Source organism: Rhizobium sp. 3T7, assembly GCF_020166565.1.
Lineage (GTDB): Bacteria > Pseudomonadota > Alphaproteobacteria > Rhizobiales > Rhizobiaceae > Rhizobium.
Genome location: NZ_JAIQXS010000004.1, coordinates 259,882 through 276,198, shown reverse-complemented (window position 1 = coordinate 276,198; position 16,317 = coordinate 259,882). Strand labels below are relative to the sequence as shown.

The 16,317-nt window shown below is 58.8% G+C and carries 14 protein-coding genes and 1 pseudogene; 11 read left to right on the top strand and 4 right to left on the bottom strand.

Features of this window, described 5'->3' with window-relative positions; all coding sequences use genetic code 11:
• Nucleotides 1-34: 34 nt before the first annotated feature.
• The gene (gene paaN / locus K9B32_RS08630) at nucleotides 35-1,693 is read right to left on the bottom strand and encodes a phenylacetic acid degradation protein PaaN (RefSeq protein ID WP_224561527.1); all 1,659 of its coding nucleotides are present in this window, start codon (nucleotides 1,691-1,693) and stop codon (nucleotides 35-37) included.
• A 101-nt stretch (nucleotides 1,694-1,794) separates the two neighbouring features.
• On the opposite strand from paaN, the gene paaG reads away from it, so the two are divergent.
• The 4 genes from paaG (at nucleotide 1,795) to K9B32_RS08610 (ending at nucleotide 5,084) form a co-directional block, all read left to right on the top strand.
• Nucleotides 1,795-2,589, top strand: a complete 795-nt coding sequence (gene paaG, locus K9B32_RS08625) for a 2-(1,2-epoxy-1,2-dihydrophenyl)acetyl-CoA isomerase PaaG (RefSeq protein WP_224561526.1) — start codon at nucleotides 1,795-1,797, stop codon at nucleotides 2,587-2,589.
• On the top strand, nucleotides 2,586-3,035 hold the full coding sequence (gene paaI, locus K9B32_RS08620) for a hydroxyphenylacetyl-CoA thioesterase PaaI (protein ID WP_224561525.1): 450 nt from the start codon (nucleotides 2,586-2,588) through the stop codon (nucleotides 3,033-3,035). The genes paaG and paaI overlap by 4 nt, the downstream gene beginning before the upstream one ends.
• Nucleotides 3,036-3,068: 33 nt before the next feature.
• Nucleotides 3,069-4,379, top strand: coding sequence for a phenylacetate--CoA ligase PaaK (paaK, locus tag K9B32_RS08615; protein WP_224561524.1), 1,311 nt, complete (start codon nucleotides 3,069-3,071; stop codon nucleotides 4,377-4,379).
• A gap of 108 nt (nucleotides 4,380-4,487) precedes the next feature.
• Nucleotides 4,488-5,084, top strand: coding sequence for a TetR/AcrR family transcriptional regulator (locus tag K9B32_RS08610; protein WP_224561523.1), 597 nt, complete (start codon nucleotides 4,488-4,490; stop codon nucleotides 5,082-5,084).
• Between the two features lie 73 nt (nucleotides 5,085-5,157).
• Here K9B32_RS08610 and K9B32_RS08605 read toward each other — a convergent pair whose 3' ends face one another.
• Both K9B32_RS08605 and K9B32_RS08600 read right to left on the bottom strand, forming a co-directional pair.
• Nucleotides 5,158-5,919, bottom strand: coding sequence for a slipin family protein (locus K9B32_RS08605; RefSeq protein ID WP_224561522.1), 762 nt, complete (start codon nucleotides 5,917-5,919; stop codon nucleotides 5,158-5,160).
• Nucleotides 5,920-5,947: 28 nt separating this feature from the next.
• A complete protein-coding gene (locus K9B32_RS08600; RefSeq protein WP_224561521.1) occupies nucleotides 5,948-7,360 on the bottom strand; it encodes an NfeD family protein in 1,413 nt (470 codons plus the stop codon).
• Nucleotides 7,361-7,801: 441 nt separating this feature from the next.
• On the opposite strand from K9B32_RS08600, the gene K9B32_RS08595 reads away from it, so the two are divergent.
• The 6 genes from K9B32_RS08595 (at nucleotide 7,802) to K9B32_RS08570 (ending at nucleotide 13,789) form a co-directional block, all read left to right on the top strand.
• Nucleotides 7,802-9,061: an ABC transporter substrate-binding protein gene (locus tag K9B32_RS08595; protein WP_224561520.1), complete on the top strand. Its 1,260-nt coding sequence runs from the start codon at nucleotides 7,802-7,804 to the stop codon at nucleotides 9,059-9,061.
• A 122-nt stretch (nucleotides 9,062-9,183) separates the two neighbouring features.
• Complete coding sequence (locus tag K9B32_RS08590; RefSeq protein ID WP_224561519.1) at nucleotides 9,184-10,107, top strand: carbohydrate ABC transporter permease; 924 nt, start codon at nucleotides 9,184-9,186, stop codon at nucleotides 10,105-10,107.
• Complete coding sequence (locus K9B32_RS08585; RefSeq protein ID WP_318013321.1) at nucleotides 10,104-10,979, top strand: carbohydrate ABC transporter permease; 876 nt, start codon at nucleotides 10,104-10,106, stop codon at nucleotides 10,977-10,979. The genes K9B32_RS08590 and K9B32_RS08585 overlap by 4 nt, the downstream gene beginning before the upstream one ends.
• Nucleotides 10,980-10,984: 5 nt before the next feature.
• Complete coding sequence (locus K9B32_RS08580; protein WP_224561517.1) at nucleotides 10,985-12,046, top strand: ABC transporter ATP-binding protein; 1,062 nt, start codon at nucleotides 10,985-10,987, stop codon at nucleotides 12,044-12,046.
• A 16-nt stretch (nucleotides 12,047-12,062) separates the two neighbouring features.
• Nucleotides 12,063-12,803, top strand: coding sequence for a formylglycine-generating enzyme family protein (locus tag K9B32_RS08575; protein WP_224561622.1), 741 nt, complete (start codon nucleotides 12,063-12,065; stop codon nucleotides 12,801-12,803).
• Nucleotides 12,782-13,789: a ScyD/ScyE family protein gene (locus K9B32_RS08570; RefSeq protein ID WP_224561516.1), complete on the top strand. Its 1,008-nt coding sequence runs from the start codon at nucleotides 12,782-12,784 to the stop codon at nucleotides 13,787-13,789. The genes K9B32_RS08575 and K9B32_RS08570 overlap by 22 nt, the downstream gene beginning before the upstream one ends.
• Before the next feature lie 629 nt (nucleotides 13,790-14,418).
• Here K9B32_RS08570 and K9B32_RS08565 read toward each other — a convergent pair.
• Entirely contained in the window at nucleotides 14,419-15,621 is a 1,203-nt protein-coding gene (locus K9B32_RS08565; protein ID WP_224561515.1) for an NAD-dependent formate dehydrogenase, read from the bottom strand.
• Between the two features lie 326 nt (nucleotides 15,622-15,947).
• Between K9B32_RS08565 and K9B32_RS08560 the strand changes: the two are divergent.
• Nucleotides 15,948-16,232 (top strand): annotated as a pseudogene (locus tag K9B32_RS08560) (IS30 family transposase); the annotation flags it as partial.
• Nucleotides 16,233-16,317: the final 85 nt, after the last annotated feature.

The window sequence follows — 16,317 nt, the reverse complement described above, 5'->3', positions numbered from 1 at the left end:
CCTCCCAAGAGAACAAAAGTTAAGTGAAAGCTGGTCACGCCGCCTTCGGGCGGCGCCACATGACGATGCGGAATCGGTTGGCCACGAAGGCCGCATCGGTCAGGCTGGCATTGCCGGCCGGGTTGGCGCCGGTAACGTGGAAATCGCTGAAGGCGGCGCTCTGGTTCACGTAGATGCTGCCGGTGAGGTTGACCGAGAGGTTGACGCCAGCGGCGGCAAAGGCATCGACAGCCACGTGGATACGGCTGTCGTCGGTGTCGTAAAGCCCTGCGGTAATTGCACCCTTGCGACGGGCAAGCGAGGTCGCCTGCGCAATACCATCGGTCGCATCGGCTACGGCGACGATGAAGACGATCGGACCGAAGAGCTCTTGCGTATGCGCATTCGTTTCGTTGCCATCGACGGCAAGGATGAGGGGGGTCGCGGTGCGCGCATCACCTGACCCGATCCGGGCAGAGTCGCGAATGATTTTTCCAAGGCTGCGTGCGGCTTCGACACGCTTAACGGTCGCGGGGTTGGCGATCGCTCCACAGACGCTGGCGGCACGCGTCGGATCGGCAAGCAGATCGTCGATCGCCGCGGCAATGCCCGCTGCCACCTCGTCAAAACTCTTGTGACCCTCATTCGTCTGGATGCCGGTCTTGGCGACGTAGATGTTCTGTGGCGCGGTACACATCTGGCCGCTGTAAAGGGACAGGGAAAAGGCGATGTTGGCGCACATGCCGACAAAGTCGCCGGTGGCGGCGATGACGATCGAATTGACGCCGGCCTCTTCGGTATAGACCTGCGCCTCGCCAGCATGCTTGCGCACCCATTCGCCAAAGCTGTTCGAGCCAGTGTAGTCGATGATCGACACCGCATCGCTCTTTACGAGATCGCCGGTGATTTCGGCTCCTGGCGCATCGGCCGCAAGGAGCGCGATATTGGCGTCAAATCCCTCCTCAACAAGCACCTCGCGAATGACGCCAACCGTGATCGCCAAGGGCAGGATTGCGCCCGGATGCGGTTTGACGATGACTGTGTTGCCGGTCGCAAGGCTGGCAAACAGGCCCGGATAGCTATTCCAGGTCGGAAAGGTCTGGCAGCCGATCACCAGTGAGACGCCGCGCGGTGCGATCCGCCAATGCTTTTCCAGTACAATCGGCTCGCCTTTGCCTTGCGGCTTGGTCCACAGGGCCTGTGTCGGTGTGCGGGTCATCTCTGCGTAGGCATAGGCAACAGCCTCAAGGCCGCGATCCTGAGCATGCGGTCCACCAGCCTGAAACGCCATGGCAAAGGCCTGTCCCGTCGTATGCATGACGGCGTTGGCCATTTCGAAGCTGCGCCGATTGAGGCGGGCGAGAATTTCAAGGCAGATGCCGACACGTGTCTTTACAGAGGCGGTGGCCCATCCCGGTGCTGCAGACTGCGAGGCGGCAATTAGGGTGCCGGCATCGGCAGCCGGATAGGTGATATCGAGCGTCGGGCCGAACGGCGAGACTTCCGCACCGACCTGTGCCGTCGCGGGATGACCGGACATGTCGAAGGGCTTGCCAAGCCGGACGTTGTAGGATGCCAGACCATCGTCCTTGGCGGTTTCGCCATAGATCTTGCCACTCGGGATTTCCGGGTAGGCCGACCAATAGCCGCGTTCCTGCGCAGCCTTTAGGGCTGCGGCAAGTGTCGGCTGGTGGCGGTCAAAAAGGGCATCCATCACATGTTCCTTTCATGCTGTGGATTTATAATTGACCGGCCGGTCGGTTTATGCAAGAGTTTTTTCATGCGCCGCCCGATCCTGGCGGAACTGGAGGAAACATGTCCGAATCCGACACCGTCCTATCGGCGTTTGCAGATGGCGTCCTTACTTTGGCCCTCAATCGTCCCGACAAGCTCAATGCCTTCAACGAAGAGATGCATCTGGCGCTGCGCGCCGGCTTCGAACGCGCGCATCAGGATGCATCCGTGCGGGCTGTGCTTCTGACTGGCGTCGGTCGGGCTTTTTGTGCCGGGCAAGATCTCGGCGATCGCGATCCTCGCAATGGTGGGGCGGCCCCCGACCTTGGACGCACGATCGAGCTTTTCTACAACCCCCTGATCCGTCTGATCAGGACACTCGAAAAGCCGGTCATCTGCGCTGTGAACGGCGTTGCCGCAGGTGCCGGCGCCAATATCGCGCTTGCTTGCGACATCACATTGGCTGCGCGCTCGGCGCGTTTCATTCAGGCCTTCGCCAAGATCGGTCTGGTACCCGATTCCGGCGGCACCTGGAACCTGCCACGCCTGCTTGGTGAGGCGCGCGCCAAGGCGCTGGCATTGACCGCCGAACCGCTCGACGCCGAAACGGCGGCAAGCTGGGGCCTGATCTGGAAGGCGGTCGACGATACTGAGCTTCTTGATGAAGCCAATGCTCTTGCCACCAAACTCGCAACCGGACCAACAAAGGGCCTTGGCATGACCAAGCGCGCCATCCAGGCTGCGGCGACCAATTCGCTGGATGAGCAACTGGAGCTTGAACGCGATCTGCAGCGCCAGGCTGGACGTAGCGCGGACTACGCCGAAGGCGTCTTAGCCTTCCTGGAAAAGCGCAAGCCGGAGTTCAAGGGACAATGACGGATAGGCTCGTTCTGACAGCGCAGGGGCTTGCCGATGCCTGCGCCGACGCAATGTGGCGCGAGGATAATGCGACGCGTCACCTCGGCATGGCGATGGAACGCGTGGCGCCCGGGATGGCGGTGATATCGATGGTCATCAAGCCTGAGATGACCAACGGCCACGGGACCTGCCACGGCGGATACGTCTTCACGCTGGCCGATTCCGCATTCGCCTTTGCTTGCAACACCTACAATCACCGGGCCGTCGCACAGCACTGTTCGGTCACCTATATCGCACCGGCCTTCGCCGGCGACTGCCTGACGGCAATCGCGCGGGAGGTCTCGCGGCGCGGTCGTGGCGGCATCTACGATATCAACGTGACCAACCAGAACGGCGAGCACATTGCCGAGTTCCGCGGCCACTCGCGCACCGTCAAGGGCACGCTTTTGCCGCAAGAGGCGTAAAGCCGCCGGTCATTCATCTCGGAGGAGACAGACATGGAAGACCTATCACCCCGCTCTGGGGATCTCGACGCGATAGAAACAGCATCGCGTGACGAGATTGCAGCACTTCAGCTTGACCGGATGAAATGGTCGCTGAGCCACGCCTACGAGAACTCACCCTTCTACCGTGCGCGATTTGACGAGGCAGGCGTCCATCCGTCGGATCTAAAATCGCTGGCCGATCTGGCAAAGTTCCCCTTCACGACCAAGAAGGATCTCCGCGATACCTATCCGTTCGGAATGTTTGCCGTCCCACGCGAAAAGCTGACCCGCATTCATGGTTCATCAGGCACCACCGGCAAGCCGACCGTCGTCGGCTATACGCAGAAGGATATCGATATCTGGGCGGATGTGGTGGCACGCTCCATTCGCGCCGCCGGCGGCCGCCGCGGCGACATGGTTCATGTCGCTTACGGCTATGGGCTCTTCACCGGCGGCCTGGGTGCCCACTACGGCGCCGAGCGGCTTGGCTGTACTGTCGTGCCGATTTCCGGTGGCATGACCGAGCGGCAGGTCACGCTGATGCAGGACTTCAAGCCACGCATCATCATGGTGACGCCCTCCTATATGCTTTCCATCCTCGACGAATTCCGCCGCCAAGGGATCGATCCGCGCGAAAGCTCGCTGGCCGTTGGCATCTTTGGCGCCGAGCCTTGGACAAACGCCATGCGCCAGGAGATCGAGCAGTCGTTCGACATGCATGCGGTCGATATTTACGGTCTTTCGGAAGTCATGGGCCCCGGCGTTGCCAGTGAGTGCGTCGAGACCAAGGATGGTCTGCACATCTGGGAAGATCACTTCTATCCGGAGATCGTTGACCCGGCGACGGGCGACGTTCTGCCCGATGGCGAAATGGGCGAACTCGTCTTCACGACGCTGACCAAGGAAGGCTTGCCGATCATTCGTTATCGCACCCGCGACCTGACGCGGCTCCTGCCTGGCACGGCACGCTCCATGCGGCGCATCGAAAAGATCACCGGTCGCTGCGACGACATGATGATCCTTCGCGGCGTCAACGTTTTCCCGACGCAGATCGAAGAGCAGATCCTGAAGTGTCAGGGGCTTGCCCCGCATTTCCAGATCGAGCTCAGCCGTACCGGCCGCATGGACGCGATGACGGTTCATGTCGAGTGTACGCCCGAGGCCGCCGACGAAATTGCACGTGCTTCCTCGGCAAAATCCCTTGCCCACTACATCAAGAGCGTCGTTGGTGTTACCACAAAGATCGAGATTCGCGACCCGGGTGGAGTCGCACGGTCCGAGGGCAAGGCGAAACGGGTCGTCGACAACAGACCGAAGGAATAAGGATGACTGCTTCCCGGCGTGATGACCACTCCGGTAAGCACCCAACAAGAGCTGTCACGAGCTCGTCGCGTGGAGGGCGCGGAGGAAGAACAGGAACGCAAGGACAACATGGCACGAACGCGCGCGATCGACTTTGAAGAGAAACAACGCAGCCTCTTGAGCAGCGCCGCCGCCGTCTTTGCCGAGATGGGGATGGAGAAAGCCTCCATGGCTCACATTGCCTCGCGCAGCAACGTTTCCAAAGCCCTTCTCTACCATTACTACCCGAGCAAGGACGCGCTGATTTTCGACATCATTCGCAACCATCTCGAGGAACTGGAAGCCGCCGTCGCCGCCGCAGACGAACCTGACGCGACGCCTCAGGAAAGACTTCGGCTGCTGGTGCGGCAGGTGCTGGAAAATTATCGCGACGCGGACAACGAGCATAAAGTGCAGCTGAACGGCACGAGTGCGCTCTCAACTGAGCAGCTTGACGAACTGCGGGCAATCGAGCGCCGGATCGTCAAGCGTTTTTCCAATACCATCATCGAGATCAATCCGGATCTCAATGCGAACAAGCCGCTGCTGATGCCCGTGACAATGTCGCTCTTCGGAATGATGAACTGGGTCTATATGTGGTTCCGCCCGGGCGGTCCGGTCAGTCGCGACGAATATGCCGACATCGCCACCACCCTGATCCTGGAGGGTGTCAAGGCGGTGCGCTGAGCGCTGAAGCGCATGGCGATCTTTCAGATTCACTTGTTGCGCTTTGCAAACGGGGCTGAACCTAGACGGTTGATTATTTCGGTTTGGCGGGCATTAGATTACCGAGCTCCATCGGAAAGGGAAACAAGATCGTTGAGCTCTTTTCGCTGGCGATGACGTTCAAAGTGCTTAGATAGCGTAGTTGCATGGCCTCCGGCTGCCGGGCGAGTATTTCGGCCGCTTCGAGGAGCTTTGCGGCTGCCTGCTGTTCACCCTCGGCATTGATGACCTTTGCGCGGCGCTCGCGCTCGGCTTCCGCTTGGCGGGCAATCGCGCGGATCATCGATTCGTTGATGTCGACATGTTTGATCTCGACAGTGGCGACTTTGATGCCCCAAGCATCCGTCTGAGCGTCAAGGATTTCCTGAATGTCTGAGTTGAGCCTGTCACGTTCCGCCAGCATTTCATCGAGGTCGTGCTTGCCGAGTACCGAGCGCAATGTCGTCTGGGCAAGCTGGCTTGTCGCCATCATGAAGTCCTCGACCTGTATCGTCGACTTCTCGGGATCGATGACCCTGAAGTAGATCACTGCGCTGACGCGAACCGAGACATTGTCATGAGAAATAACGTCCTGACTGGGGACATCGAGTACGCGCGTGCGCAAGTCGACCCGTATCATCTGCTGGACGTAGGGGATGAGGAATATCAAGCCGGGTCCTTTAACGCCGGTAAAGCGGCCAAGCGTGAAAATGACGCCGCGTTCGTATTCCCGCAGGATCTTGACCGCGGATGCGACGATGATGAGCAAGATAAGGATCGCTACGAGATAAAAGGCGAGATTAACAAACATACCCATGACGTCTTCTCCTGCTTTCCGAAGGCCGCTAAGTCTCGTTGGGGCGCCTCTCGACCTCGAGCGTCAGCCCGTTGCGGGCGATCACGCTGACGGCGTCACCAGCGGTAAGCGTCTCGGTGGAAATCGCTTTCCAGCGCTCGCCATGCGCGATGACGTAACCCGTGGCCCCAGCCCAGCTCTCAACCTGGCCCGAAATCCCGATCATCTGCTCCGCACCAGTAGCGACTTCGCGCAACCGCGAGGTAAATGCGAGGCGAGCAACGAGAAGGCTGAAAGCGAGGCATGCAAGAGCGATTGCGCCCAGTACCGGGCGCGAGACCTCCAAGCCTGGCATATCCGTATCAAACAGAATGGTTGCGCCCAGGATCACGGCTACCCCGCCACCGATGCCAAAGGCGCCGAAGCTTGGCGAATGTATCTCAGCCACTGTCAATCCGACGCCGAGAAAAATAAGCCCAATGCCGGCAAAACTCACCGGGAGTAATGCCAAGGCATAGAGACCAAGAAGGAGGCAGATGCCGCCGATCGTGCCGGGAAGCATTGTCCCAGGGGCAAGAAATTCGAAGATCAGGCCATAGATACCGACCATCATCAGGATGATCGCGATGTTTGGATCGGTAATCACGGAAAGCAGGCGTGTGCGCCAGTCCGGCTCGAATTCCTGCACGGCGAAACCGGCGGTATCGAGGCGGACATCTGTTTGACCGACCCGCACCATGCGCGCCTGTGTCTGCGCAAGGAGATCGTTGACATCAACTGCCGTGAAATCAATGACATGTTCGCGCGCGGCAGCAGTCGATGAAAGGCTTGCGGCTTCCCGCACAGCCCGCTCTGCCCATTCGGCATTGCGATTGCGCAATTCCGCAAGCCCGCGAATGTACGCCACCGCGTCGTTAACGATTTTTTTGTCGCTGGCACTGCCTGGAGCCTCGGCTTGCTTGTCATTTTGCTTGCCCGGTTCTTTTTCGGGTTTCGTATCGCCGCCAAAAGGGTTTACGCCGAGCGCGATCGGTGTCGCTGCTCCCAAGTTGGTGCCCGGTGCCATCGCTGCAATGTGGCTTGCGTAGAGAATATAGGTGCCGGCGCTGGCAGCCCGTGCCCCGCTCGGTGCGACGAAGCCCGCGACAGGCACGGGCGAGGCAAGGATCGCGCGAATGATTTCCCGCATGGAGGTGTCAAGGCCGCCGGGTGTGTCCATCTGCAGGATGATCAAGCCCGCTCCATGTTCGCCAGCACGCTGAATGCCCCGTATCACATAATCTGCTGTTGCGGGCCCGATGGCGCCGTTCACCTTCAGGACGACCGCAGCGCGGTTGGATTGCGACGACGCCGATAGCGTGAAGATGCCCAGAGTTGATAGCAGCGAGAACAACAAGATCAGGATTGGCGGTAGCCACCGCCAACGCTTTAAGTTCAGCGCTACGACCTGCGGAACGCGCATGATCTCTAATATATGTCAGAAATCACAAAGAGAAAGGAAAGCATCGCAGGGTACGTCCAAAGACGAACGCAAAGCTCAACCTTTCGCTCGAACGCTTAGCTTGCGAGGATGCGACGTCTCGATCCTCGGATGGGCTGCAAAGCGCAATGGCGATTGTTGCCGCAACCCCTTCATCAGAAAGCTTCGGAAGTCGGAAAACTGACCCCAGAACTGCGATGACCACCAGGGCAAAAATGCAGAAAATGCTAATACAGACACTCTAAATATAGCTGCCGATGTGATAATATTTGCAACTCGCTCGAGGATGAGATGCCGGGCGACGTTTCGACTTTTCGCAGAGTGGTTCGCCTGTGTGTCGAGGTAGCGTTTTCGCTATGCTGGAAAGACTGAATCCCCCGATAAAGAGGCCTCGGGATAACATCTCGGAATGGGAGGTGTGCAATGCTTCGCAAATTGTTTCTCACCTTGGCTATTGCGACGTCCGCGCTGACGATCAACGGAGCCGCATGGGCTGACATCACAATCCTCGTGCCATCGGGCAGCGAGGGCGACGGTCTCAGGGCCGCTGCCGAAGACTATGCAAAGTTGAAGGGCACGAAGGTGGAGGCCGTCCAGGCGCCCTATGCCAACGTGTTCGAGCAGGGCGCCAATGCCGGCGCGACCAAGTCCGGTGTCTTCGACATTATCCTGATGGACGATCCGTGGATTCCGTTTTTCGCCGAGAATGGACACCTGGAAGATCTGACCGCCTACTTCAAGAAGGCCGGAATGGAGGGGCCTGACAGTGATTTCCTTTCGAAGTCGCTGGCGGTCTGCCGCAATCCCTACAATACGGGCCCCTATGTATGTCTGCCCTATGTGGGAAATGCGCAGATGTTTTTCTATGACGCTGCCAAGTACAAGGAAGCTGGCGTAGATGCTCCAAAGACTTGGGATGACGTATTGAAGGCGAGCACCAAGCTGACAGAAAGCGGAGGTGGCCGTTATTTCGGTTACGTCTTCCGAGGCGGCCAGGGAAATCCGGTGGTTGCCGATTTCATGCCGATCTTCTGGTCCTATGGCGCTGATATGTTCAACGCCGACCGAACCAAGGTAACGATCGACACGTCTGAAGGGGCCGCTGCCATGAAGACATTCATGGCACTACGCGATGTCTCGCCGAAGGGAGTGGAGAGCTACAACGCCAACGAGGTTGGCACGGCGCTGGCCGCCGGTAGCGCTGCTTCATCGATCAACTGGCCGAACTGGGTTGCGACCTTTGAAGATCCGACCCAATCGAAGATGGTCGGCAAGATCTCCTACAGTCCCATTCCTGCTGGAACGAAACCGGGCAGCTCGGAAATCGGCCACTGGACCATGGGCATCATGTCGGCCTCCAAGAACAAGCAGGAAGCTTTCGACTTCATGATGTGGGCGACCTCGCCTGAACAGATCAAGATTTCGGCCCTACGGGGCAATCCACCTGTCCGGACCTCGGTCTTCACCGACCCGGAACTGACCTCGCAAGAGAAGTTCCGGCACTATCCGGTGTTGATGGAGGCGATCCAGGCCTCGACTCCCCGTCCGCGTCACCCGAAGTGGCCAGAGATCGAGAACGCCTTCGGCATCGAGCTTTCCAAGGCGGTCGCAGGCACGATTACGCCGCAAGAGGCTCTGAAGAACTCGCAGGAGGCGGTCTCACGGATCACGAACCTTTACTAGGCAACAGCTGTTCGGAGCGGGGTTTTCGGACGCCGCTCCCCTGCTGCGCCGGCAATCGCGTCCGATGAGCTTGAAACCCGAGAGTTCAGGCGCGTCGGGGTACGGCTTTACGGGAGAGGTCAATGTTGACGTCGGAAAGCGGAACTGTGGCCACGCCGCTTCGGCCGGGTGGCGGTTTGGAGCGATGGGTAGAGCGGCATTTGCGCTTCCTCATGCCTGCGCCGACAGTACTCATACTCCTGGGCCTGACGATCTTTCCCAGCGTCTACATGTTCTATGCGGCCGTTCACAAAATCAGCCCGAATCCCGATCTGCCCTGGACGTTCGTCGGTGCCGGTAATTTCGCGCGGCTTTTTTCCGACACGCAATTTCACGTCGCGCTCTGGAACACCACCGTATTTACGGTCGCGGCGGTGACGGCAGAATTCATCCTCGGTCTCGGCCTGGCGCTGCTCCTCGACAAGTTCATTCGCAAGTTGACCTTTCTGAAGACAGTCCTGATGATCCCCATGATGCTGCCGCCAATCGCGGTCGCGATCACATGGAAGCTCATCTATGAGCCTCAGTTCGGCGTCCTGAACGAAATCATGTTCCGCCTCGGTCTGCCGTTGCAGGCATGGGCGGGCGACGTGAATCTAGCGATGTTCTCGATCATCGTCGCTGATGTCTGGCAATGGACACCCTTCATATTCCTTCTAATGTTGGCGGGGTTGGCCAGCTTGCCGGTCGAGCCCTACGAGGCCGCCGCGCTCGACGGAGCCTCGTCCTGGCAGCAGTTCCGGGACCTGACGCTGCCGTTCCTCAAGCCGGTTATCGCCATTGCGCTCCTTCTGCGTGTCATGGATGCACTGCGTCTCTTCGATCTGGTCTTCATACTGACGGGAGGAGGGCCGGCTGACCGGACCAAGGTCTTGAGCCTTTACATCTATCAGGTCGCCTACCGCTTCGCTGATCCAGGCTACGCGGCGGCGATGTCGCTTTTCGTGCTGTTTGTAACGATCGTTTTAAGCACCTGGTTCATGAAACGCATGCGGTTGGCGGAATGACCATGACACTGCCCAAAACCATACACGCGCGCAGCCGGACCACAGAGGTGCTCATCCGCCTGCTGGCCTATCTGACGATCGTTGTCGCGCTGGTCGTCACACTTTTTCCGATCTATTGGATCGCGGCCAACTCGTTTAAATATGATATCGACATTTTCGCGGTGCCGCCGGAGTGGTTACCGCGCAACCCCACCCTAAAACACTATAGCGAAGCGTTTATTCAGCGTCCGTTCCTACGCTACGCGTTGAATAGCTTTCTCGTCGCTGTAGGAACGACGATCGTTTCCGTGACCTTCGGCACAATGGCCGGCTATGCCTTGGCACGGTTCAGCTATCCCTGGCAGTGGCGGAAGCAGATTTCGTTCTGGATCCTGTCGACGCGCATGATGCCGCCTATCGTCAGCATCATTCCGCTCTACCTATTCTTCAACTATTTCGACATGCTCAACACGAAGTCGGCTCTCATCGTCGCCTACACTGCCTTCAATCTGCCGTTCGCAACCTGGATGATGAAGAGTTATTTCCAGGATCTTCCGGTCGAGCTGGAGGAGGCGGCGATCGTCGACGGCGACACACGGTGGGGCGCATTCCTGCATGTGGCGTTACCTCTTGCGCGGCCTGGGCTTGCAGCCACCGCCATCTTCTGTCTGATCATCTCGTGGAACGAGTTTCTACTTTCCCTCATCATCACGCTCACCGAGCAGTCGCAGACGCTGCCGATCGGCATTGCCGGGCGCGTAACGCAGTACAACACCTATTGGGGTGAAATCAGTGCGGCGGGCTTCATGGCCTGCGTGCCAATCGTCATCTTCGCCTTCATCGTCCAGAAGCATCTCGTCCGGGGATTATCCCTGGGTGCCATCAAAGGTTGAGACCTATGGCGTCCGTCACATTCAAAAACGTCTGCAAGAAATTCGGCGAATTCGTTGCCGTAAATGATTTCAACCTCGACATCAGGGACAAGGAGTTTCTCGTTTTGCTCGGGCCTTCCGGTTGCGGCAAGACAACGACCATGCGGATGGTCGCGGGTCTCGAGGAAGCGACGTTCGGCGACATCTACATCAACGAGGACCGCGTCAACGGTGTCCTTCCCAAGTATCGCGACGTTGCAATGGTATTCCAGTCATATGCTTTGTATCCGCACCTTACCGTCGAAGACAACATCGGCTACCCGCTGAAGATCCGCAAAGTGCCGCCCGCTGAATGCAAGCGACGAATAGCCGAAGTCGCACGGCGTGTGGAACTCGACTCGATGTTGTCGCGGCTGCCGAAGGAACTTTCCGGCGGTCAGCGCCAGCGCGTGGCACTTGCCCGCGCCATCGTGCGCACGCCACGCGTCTTTCTGATGGACGAGCCGCTGTCCAATCTCGATGCCAAGCTGCGCACACAGATGCGCGCCGAGCTGAAGCATCTGCAACATGAGCTGCAGGTCACGACGATCTACGTCACCCATGACCAGATAGAAGCGATGACGCTTGCCCATCGCGTGGCCGTGATGAACAAGGGCGTTATCGAGCAGCTTGGGACGCCGCGGGAGATCTATAACGATCCGCGCACGCTCTTCGTTGCCGGCTTTATTGGCTCGCCGCCGATGAACCTAATTCCAGGAGAAGTGAGAGACGGTGTGTTCGCAAGCGGCGGCCTCAGGGTCGGCGGTATCGGCCGGGCGACCCTCTCTGGCGCTGTCCTCGGCGTCCGGCCGGAGGACGTCCATCCGACTGACGCCGGTGACGCAGACGTCAATCTGGTCGCGCCGATCTATTCGGCGGAACTCACCGGCGAGAACACGCTTGTGAGCCTACGGTTGGGAGGTCAACTCATGACATTGCGTGCCGACAAGAATTTCACGGGTCAGATCGACCAGCAGATCGGCGTCAAGGTCGCGGCGGATCGCGTATTTCTGTTCAATGGCGAGACCAAAGATCGTGTTGACTTCTAGCCTTTGGGCGGCAGTGCTGGTGATTATCCTTGCATTTGCTGCGACCGCTGGTGATGGCGGCCTCATCGCTGGAAATCCGCTGATTGAGATTCCTGCCGGGACGTTCGTCTTCGGCCGCGACGACGGCCCTGAAAACGAACGCCCGCGGCGCGAACTGGAGGGGCAGGCGTTTGCAATCAATCGCACCGAGATTACAAACCAGCAATATGGGCTCTTCGTCAAGGAGACCGCCCATCGTGCAGCCTTTTACGCCAATCATCCAATCCTGGGATTGGACGACCGGCCGGTCGTCGGGGTGAGTTGGGGAGACGCCGATGCATTTTGCCGTCACTATGGGTTGGTTCTTCCATCGGAACAACAATACGAGCGGGCGGCTCGAGGAACTCAGGGCAGCGCGTTTCCATGGGGCGAGGTGCCACCGGGCAATGCGCGGGTAAATTCGGGCGCGGATGTCTGTTGTTCCGGCGACGTGCGCGATGGGTATCCGATGACCGCACCAGCGGTGTCCTTCGCTGATGGCGCAAGCAAAGAGGGCATCCTCAATCTTGTCGGCAATGTCTGGGAGTGGACCCGTGACGTCTACGCGCCGTATGAAGGCGGGAGCGCGGTGAGAAGTGCCGGGCTTTACCGCGTGCTTCGCGGTGGCTCTTGGAACAGCGATCCAAACCACCTGACAACGACCTATCGGCTCGCCTATGATCCGGAATTCCGGTTCTCAGCCAACGGTGGCTTCAGATGCGTCCGTTCTACACCTTGATTGTCGTCACCGGTTTTCTGCTCCTAGCCGCCGGCGCCGGTGCTGAACCGACGGCGCCGCCCGGCTACACGCTTAAGACCTTCAACACGCCTGGTGCCGCCTTCGCCGGCCTATCTCGCGACGCCGAAGGCCTGCTCGTCAGCGATCTCGCCAGCGGCCGGCTCTACCGGCGCGGCGCGGACGGCAAGCTTGTCGCATTCGGTCCGGTATTTCCCCATGGCCTCGACGTGATCGGCGACCCGACCGGTCCATATCGTGTCGTGCGCGCCGACGATGGCCTTGTCGTCGCTCAGGGATGGACGCCAGTCGGCTCCAAAGAAGGGCCGTTTGACCACGCGCTCGTTGCGCTCGACGCGACCGGTCAGGTCCGTGTCATCAGCAGCGATTTCTGGAATCCGTTCGACTTCGTTGCGGCGAGCGGAAGCTACTACGTGATAGACTCCGCTCGAAACAGTGTCGAACGTCTACAGCCAGACGGCAGCAAAAGCACGATTCTGACATTCCGCCGCATGAGGCAGGCGGCCACGGCACTCCGCGGCCTTTCGCCGACGGAGTTCACCGAAGGCAACAGCTACGAAACCGATGCGGTGCCGGCCGGTATCGCCCTTCACGGCGGGCGCCTCTATATAGCGCTGTTCGGCGGCTTTCCCTTCCTTACCGGTGCCGGAGAGATCGTTTCGATTCCCGAGGCTGGCGATCAGTCAATGCCGCAGATTGACGTCGAAGCGCTCAATGCGCCCGTCAGTATTGCTTTCGACAACGATGGAGAGATGCTTGTCCTCGAGCACGGCACCTACGACCAGAAAGAAGGTTTTCACAAGGCGAGTGGGAGATTGCTTAAGTTCAATAGAATGGCACGGGAACGGAAGGTTATTCTCGAGGGCCTGACCCGCCCAGTGTCTGTGCTTATCTGGGACGAGCGGCGGATCGTCGTTTCCGAGCTGGGCGGCAACCTGTATGTTCTGACGCGCGAATCTGCTCGCTGACCGTGGCGATCCCGGTTTTGCTCCTAGGTGTCGTGACCACCGATCGGTTGATCACCTGTAGAGGGAGTCCCCGAGCGCAATTGTGTTGCCTGTGCGAGGAGCCCGACGGATCTACCGAGCATGGTTCACAAACAAGGCTGGCCACTGCGGCGAGCCTCTAGTTTGCCTTCATCGAAGTCAGAGGATGCGGGAAAGGCTCGAACTTACGCGGCTGACGGGTACTGTTGCCCGGTCGAAGCAGCCGCACACTTGCGCGCTTCCCAACCGACAGCCGCAAATCTGCGTCCGCGCTCCTTAGCAGCCTTCTCAAGCAGCTCGGCGAATGCACCGAGGCTCACTTTGTCGGCGTGCAGCAATTGCCGGATCAAAGGATCTCTCAAAACTTCTGACATAGACAAGTCCTGCATGGTGTCCTCCTTCGCAGGGTGCGAGGTAGCACGGTGATGCAACGGTCAGATGTCGCGAGCGTGGCGTAAACAAGGCACGTAATCACATTGCGGTGCTAGGCCGTGGTGACGATTTCACTATTTGAGCCAGATGGCGTCTCAACTCATAAGGCGAGATGTCGATCTGACCTGCATGGGTTCACGGGATGCTGTACAGTTAAACAGAATCCAGCCAGCTGAAGATCACGTGTTCTTAAAGCGCGCTGCTTCTTCGGACCCTCCAGTCGCGTTGCCAGCACTGTAGGAATGTGCGCCGGCGCCTGCGAGCCGTCCCCGGTCGACGATCAGGTACTCCTCACGAATGGGCCGCCCTTCGAACCAGCATTCAAGAATTTCCCGTGTTCCGGCCGCGTAACGCGCTTGGGCGGACAAGGATGTTCCGGAAATGTGCGGCGTCATGCCGTGATGGGGCATGGTTCGCCACGGATGTTCTCTCGGTGCTGGTTGCGGAAACCAGACATCGCCCGCATATCCAGCCAACTGGCCGCTTTCCAATGCCCTGGCGACAGCGTCGCGGTCGCAAATTTTACCGCGCGCGGTGTTCACCAGAAAGGCGCCATGTTTCATCTGCGAGAGCATTTTTTCGTTGAACAGGTTTTCTGTTTCCGGATGAAGCGGGCAGTTGATGGTCACGACATCGCAAACCTTGACCATATCCTCGACAGTGGCATGCCACATGACATTGAGCTCTTTTTCGACGGCTTCCGGAAGCCGATGCCGATCATGATAATGAAGATGCACGTCGAAAGGCTTGAGGCGGCGCAGCACGGCGAGACCGATACGCCCGGCGGCCACTGTTCCAACATGCATTCCCTCGACATCATAGGAGCGAGCGGCGCAATCGGCGATGTTCCAGCCGCCCTTGACCACCCATTGATAGGAAGGAATGTAGTTTCTAGCCAACGCGAGGATCATCATTACAACGTGTTCCGAGACACTGATGGAATTGCAATAGGTGATTTCCGCAACGGTTATGCCGCGGTCGATCGCAGCTTGAAGATCGACGTGGTCCGATCCGATGCCCGCCGTGAGCGCCAATTTTAGCTTCGATGCCTTGGCAATGCGTTCGGCCGTCAAATATGCGGGCCAGAATGGCTGCGAAATCACGATTTCAGCGTCATGCAGTTCGCTTTCGAAGACGCAGTCCGCGCCATCCTTGTCGGACGTGACGACCAGCGTGTGGCCAAGCGATTCAAGATATTTTCTCAGACCCAATTCGCCCGAAACGCTTCCAAGCAATATTCCAGGTTGAAAGTCGGTCGCCTTGGGTGAGGGGAGCGTCTGGCCGCCGGGATAGTGGTCGATCTTTGGAAGACCATCGCGCGCGTAGGATTTCGGATATCCGTCGACCGGATCGTCATAGAGAACACAAACTATTTTGGCCATGGTCGTTTCCTTTCTGATGCTGACAACAGAAAACGCTGCTGACAAAGCCCGACGCAAAGTCAGTGATATGGATCGTCATGAGGTGAGCGAGACGTTCTCAGGCCGCCGCGAGACTCCGGCTCCTTGTGTTTCCCCGTCCTAAGATCGACCTGCTCTGTGGGGGCGATCCTGCAAGAAATCGGAATTCTCTCACGATAGGCGGGTGCATACAAATCAAAGATTTGGAAAGGGTGATGGATATACCCGTTGGCTTGCTTCAACGACACCTTCGCCGATCCCGCGAGGTGGAGATCCCCTAACAAAACGCCCAAAACGGCGATGTCATGTCTGACGCCCGCCGTGCGATCACCTTCGACCGTGGCACCAAGTTCGCCGACTGGCCCTATTAGCAGGCTGGCATCGGAATGCAGACATGGGTCTGCGATCCGCAGTCGCCGTGGCAGAAAGGCACTGTCGAGCACACCAACGGCCGCGCTCGCAAATGGCTGTCGAAGGAGGGTGATCCGCTGTCGATCACCGACCGCGATCTCGCCGATATCTGCAATCATCTGAACGCAACACCGCGCAAATGCCTCGGCTACAAAACACCCGCCGAAATCTTCCGCCGAAAACGCCTCGCGCAGATCAGGCGCACCGGTTACCTTGCCATGTCACGCAAGTCGCTCTTCGCCATGAATTCACACACGGCAACTGACA

What these genes read in the sequence shown, in the direction of transcription:
- K9B32_RS08580 (WP_224561517.1), top strand. Translation starts at nt 10,985, where the DNA reads ATGGCGTCCGTCACATTCAAAAACGTCTGCAAGAAATTCGGCGAATTC.
- K9B32_RS08600 (WP_224561521.1), bottom strand. Translation starts at nt 7,360, where the DNA reads ATGCGCGTTCCGCAGGTCGTAGCGCTGAACTTAAAGCGTTGGCGGTGG.
- K9B32_RS08570 (WP_224561516.1), top strand. Translation starts at nt 12,782, where the DNA reads ATGCGTCCGTTCTACACCTTGATTGTCGTCACCGGTTTTCTGCTCCTA.
- K9B32_RS08610 (WP_224561523.1), top strand. Translation starts at nt 4,488, where the DNA reads ATGGCACGAACGCGCGCGATCGACTTTGAAGAGAAACAACGCAGCCTC.
- K9B32_RS08605 (WP_224561522.1), bottom strand. Translation starts at nt 5,919, where the DNA reads ATGGGTATGTTTGTTAATCTCGCCTTTTATCTCGTAGCGATCCTTATC.
- K9B32_RS08565 (WP_224561515.1), bottom strand. Translation starts at nt 15,621, where the DNA reads ATGGCCAAAATAGTTTGTGTTCTCTATGACGATCCGGTCGACGGATAT.
- paaN (WP_224561527.1), bottom strand. Translation starts at nt 1,693, where the DNA reads ATGGATGCCCTTTTTGACCGCCACCAGCCGACACTTGCCGCAGCCCTA.
- K9B32_RS08590 (WP_224561519.1), top strand. Translation starts at nt 9,184, where the DNA reads ATGTTGACGTCGGAAAGCGGAACTGTGGCCACGCCGCTTCGGCCGGGT.
- paaK (WP_224561524.1), top strand. Translation starts at nt 3,069, where the DNA reads ATGGAAGACCTATCACCCCGCTCTGGGGATCTCGACGCGATAGAAACA.
- K9B32_RS08585 (WP_318013321.1), top strand. Translation starts at nt 10,104, where the DNA reads ATGACCATGACACTGCCCAAAACCATACACGCGCGCAGCCGGACCACA.
- K9B32_RS08595 (WP_224561520.1), top strand. Translation starts at nt 7,802, where the DNA reads ATGCTTCGCAAATTGTTTCTCACCTTGGCTATTGCGACGTCCGCGCTG.
- paaG (WP_224561526.1), top strand. Translation starts at nt 1,795, where the DNA reads ATGTCCGAATCCGACACCGTCCTATCGGCGTTTGCAGATGGCGTCCTT.
- paaI (WP_224561525.1), top strand. Translation starts at nt 2,586, where the DNA reads ATGACGGATAGGCTCGTTCTGACAGCGCAGGGGCTTGCCGATGCCTGC.